3 protein-coding genes are annotated in these 3,024 nt (G+C 51.1%); all 3 read left to right on the top strand.

All coding sequences use genetic code 11. The features are described from left to right. The coding region (locus ACETWG_03720; protein ID MFB0515696.1) for a T9SS type A sorting domain-containing protein at positions 1-518 on the top strand (518 nt) is incomplete at its 5' end. 295 nt (positions 519-813) lie between these two features. After that, on the top strand, positions 814-2,091 hold the full coding sequence (locus ACETWG_03715) for a glycoside hydrolase family 105 protein (protein ID MFB0515695.1): 1,278 nt from the start codon (positions 814-816) through the stop codon (positions 2,089-2,091). Between the two features lie 46 nt (positions 2,092-2,137). After that, positions 2,138-3,024, top strand: an 887-nt coding sequence (locus ACETWG_03710) for a polysaccharide lyase family 1 protein (protein MFB0515694.1), incomplete at its 3' end; no start/stop codon positions are given.

Raw genomic sequence — 3,024 nt, 5'->3', positions numbered from 1 at the left:
TTGATGAAGCGGCAACACCCATTCTGGCTGCAAAATCACCGGCAAGCAGTACTGACAAGTACTTCCGCTTCGGCGATGGTGGTGGTGATACCTACGGAGCCGTATACGACTGGTTCATCTGGGATACTACCGGAGCCTATGCTCCCGGCGAAGGCCCGGAGCTCCCGGAGAATATCTTAACTGTAACGGGTACCGGAACCGGGGTGACGCTCAAAATCATTGACACTGAGCAGCTTCCAGAGACGTTTGAGTTAAGTCAAAACTACCCGAACCCGTTCAATCCGACAACCCAGATTCACTTCAAGATTGCTAAAGCAACGGATGTGCGTCTGGTGGTTTACGATCTTACCGGTCGTCTGGTGACAACACTGGTACACGATATGAAACAGCCTGGATCGTACCGTGTACAGTGGAACGGTCGTGATAATCTTGGTAGACTATTACCTTCCGGCGTTTACTTCTATCTGCTGGAGGCAGGTGATTACAGGGCTACCAAGAAAATGCTGCTCTTGAAGTAGATGTAAGTTGAGTGGATAATAACAGACCAGGAATGTTGAATGCTCCTGGTCTGTTATTATCACCGAGCACGAGGCATGGCAAGGGGTACCCGAATCGCTCCGATGCGAAACAACGGGTTGCTTAAATGGTGCTGCGTAAAAGAGGTAGTGCCTGCTTTCAGGACGGTAACCACCCCCATTTGGACAGCAGTAGTTATTTTGCCCCTAGGGTTATAACAACCAATGAGGATATACTGAGATATTATCATACCGGGCTGCAAGGGATTCCCAGTATAGAAGCAGGGAGAACCGGTTGATGCGCTCATGGAATGTGTGGACACAGATGAATATCTTTAAGACACTGGGTATTTCGTTATTGGTATTCCTGTGCATAGGTTGTGGGGACCGGAACGCACCGGCGCAGGATTTGAGGGCGGATACAACAGGATTTGACGATATGACCTGGTATGTACGGATGGCTGATTCGGAGATCACTCGTCGAGGTAATTCACTCGAATATGGTAGTAGTGATCCCAAAGCCAAGTGGAATTATGAGACCGGTCTGTTCTTGAAAGCGGTTTTAGCTGTCTGGCAGGAAACCGGTCAGCAGAGATATTTTGACTATGTGAAGGGGGTCATCGACTCGTATCTGGAGCCGGATGGCTCAATCAAGACTTATAGGATGGAAGATTATAATCTCGATAAGATTAATTCGGGTAAAGTCTTACTGTCCCTGTATCATATCACCGAAGAAGAAAAATACAAGGATGCAGCTTTCCTGCTGCGCCAGCAACTGGACAGCCATCCCCGAACGCGGGAAGGAGGATTCTGGCATAAGAAACGCTATCCCTGGCAGATGTGGCTTGACGGTATTTATATGTGTGCGCCCTTCTATGCCGAATTCTCCCGGTTGTTTGATCAGCCAGACGGTTTCGATGATGTGGTCAAGCAGATCCTAGTCATTGATGTCCATACGCGCGATCCGGGGACCGGTTTGCGCTACCATGGCTGGGATGAGAGCAATGCACAAAGCTGGGCTCATCCGGAGACCGGCTGCTCTCCGCATTTCTGGGGCCGGGCGATGGGTTGGTACAGCATGGCCCTAGTCGATGTACTGGATTTCCTGCCCCTTGAGCATCCCAAACGTGCCCAAATCATCTTCATCCTTCAGGATTTAGCCCGGGCCATCAGCACCTATCAGGACCAAGAAAGCGGCTTATGGTACCAGGTGCTAGATCAGGGTACCCGCAAGGGAAATTATCTGGAGGCTTCGGCGTCTTCGATGTTCGTATATGCCCTGGCGAAAGGCGTCAAAAGAGGTTACCTCGAAGCCACCTACTGGGATGTGGCTAAGCGCGGGTATCACGGCCTGCTCGGAAAACTGGTAATGATAGAAGAGGATGGCCTAGTCAGTCTCACGCGGATATGCAGCGTGGCCGGACTGGGAGGGGAACCCTATCGAGACGGTTCCTTCGAATATTATATCAGCGAACCGATTGTCAAGAATGATCTCAAGGGTGTCGGGCCCTTTATTCTGGCAGGCCTGGAGATGAGCAGCCCACCTACCGGAGAGGGTGGCACACTGGACAGATAATGTTCAAGAACAGAACAGGCGATTGGCAAAACTATGGAAAGATATTATGATTAGATCATGGTATGTGAAGCCCAGGCAGCTGATCCATCCGGGGATTCAGAACACTGTATGGTATATTTTATTTGCTCTTCTGACCCTGAGTCATCTGCAAGCGCAGCAACTGGCCTTTCCCGGCGCTGAAGGTTACGGACGCTTTACGACCGGTGGTCGTGGCGGGGCAGTGATCGAAGTGACCAATCTCAATGACAGTGGTCCGGGGAGTCTGCGGGCGGCTGTGGAAGCGAGCGGTTCTCGAACGGTCGTCTTCCGTGTGTCCGGAAATATAACTCTACAGTCCAGATTAGAAATCAAGCATGGTTATCTTACCATTGCCGGGCAGACCGCGCCGGGTGACGGTATCTGCCTGCGTAATTATGATCTGAAACTGGAAGCCGGCAATGTGATCATTCGCTATCTACGTGTTCGCCTGGGTGATTCAGCCGGGATCGAGGCGGATGCATTGGAGGGACCCAATCAAATCAATGTGATCATCGATCACTGCTCGGTCAGCTGGTCGGTGGACGAATGTATGTCTTTTTACGCAGGTCAAAACGTCACGATTCAGTGGTGTCTGATCAGTGAGAGTCTTCACAATTCGGTGCACCAAAAAGGTCCGCACGGTTACGGTGGCATCTGGGGAGGGACCAACTGTTCCTTTCATCACAATATGTTAGCACACCACAGCAGTCGCACCCCGCGTTTCAATGAGGGTGACCACGAGGCGGAAGGGAGATATGACCGCAATGTCGATCACCGCAATAATGTGATCTATAACTGGGGAGGCAACAGCGCTTACGGGGGCAAGGGCGGCTGGTATAACCTAGTGAATAACTATTATAAATATGGTCCGGCCAGCGGTCCTAAAAACCGCATTGTGGAGCCGTGGGACGACAA

The sequence above is a fragment of the Candidatus Neomarinimicrobiota bacterium genome (assembly GCA_041862535.1).
GTDB lineage: Bacteria > Fidelibacterota > Marinisomatia > SCGC-AAA003-L08 > TS1B11.
This window is presented reverse-complemented; position numbering and strand designations above follow the sequence as displayed.